1 protein-coding gene is annotated in these 1,270 nt (G+C 60.1%); it reads left to right on the plus strand.

Annotated features, from left to right (window positions below):
* Window positions 1–1,270 (plus strand): magnesium transporter (gene mgtE / locus INF29_RS14295; protein WP_193487393.1); only part of this gene is annotated, 1,270 nt, incomplete at both ends.

The raw sequence follows: 1,270 nt of genomic DNA on the forward strand, positions 1-1,270 counted from the left end.
ATGCAGCGCAACGATCACACCGCGATTTCTCATATCGTCGCGGAAATGCAGCCTGCCGATATTGCCGATTTTGCCCGTTACGAGCCCGCCTATACGGTGTTGGCGTTGCTCATGCAGCTTCCCGAAGCGCAGCGTGGCCCTACGTTCGGCTACCTGGAAACGGAGCAACAGCGGGACATCGGTGAAAAAATGACCGATGAAGAACTCGCAAAACTGGCTGCCACGATGGATGCAGACGAGCGCGCTGACCTGTTCCACCTGGTGGCGCCAGGCAGGCAGCCTGCCATCCTGCGCCAACTATCGCAAAAAGAGCGCGATGACTTAACCAAGCTGGCCAGCTATGCCGAAGGCACGGCAGGGGCCGTCATGACCTCCGAGTATGTTTCCGTGCCGGTCACCATCGACGTGGCGGAAGCCTTGAGCCTGCTACGCGCCAGCGCGCCTGACGCCGAAACCATCTACCAGGTGTATTGCGTCGATAAAGAAGGCCGTTTGCAGGGCACCGTATCGCTACGCCAGCTGATTCTTGCGGCCCCCCACCAATGCGTGGAAGAACTAATGGTCTCGGAAGTGGTGTTTGCCTCCGTGGAAACGCCGCAGGAAGAAGTCAGCCGGCTGATTGCCCATTACGACTTGCTGGCGCTTCCCGTGATCAATGGTGGTGACCGCTTGGTGGGCATCGTGACCTACGACGACGCCATGGACGTGGCCGCGGAAGAAGCCACCGAAGACATGCACAAGGGGGTGTCGGTGGGCAAGCTGGAGGGCAGCCTGCGCTCGGTCAGCCTGTTCGAGCTCTACCGCAAGCGTGTGGTGTGGCTGGTATTGCTGGTATTCGCCAATATCTTCTCGGGTGCCGGTATCGCCTATTTCGAAGAAACCATCGAAGCCTACATTGCGCTGGTGTTCTTCCTGCCCCTGCTGGTGGATAGCGGTGGCAACGCAGGCTCTCAGGCGGCCACCCTGATGGTACGCGGCATGGCCACCGGCGATGTACGTACCCGCGATTGGGCCAAGCTGCTGGGTCGTGAAGTCGGCGTCGCCTTGGCGCTGGGGCTGACCATGGCACTGGCGGTGTCCGTGGTGGGTATTTTCCGCGCGGGCAGCGAAATAGCACTGGTCGTCGCGCTATCAATGGTGCTGATCGTCACGGTAGGTAGTCTAATCGGGATGATTCTGCCGTTCATTCTGCAGCGCTTCAAGCTAGATCCGGCGACCGCCTCGGCACCGCTGGTGACCTCGATTGCCGATGCGTCAGGCGTACTGATCT

It is taken from the genome of Anaerotignum lactatifermentans (genome assembly GCF_014982935.1).
GTDB lineage: Bacteria > Bacillota > Clostridia > Lachnospirales > Anaerotignaceae > Anaerotignum > Anaerotignum lactatifermentans.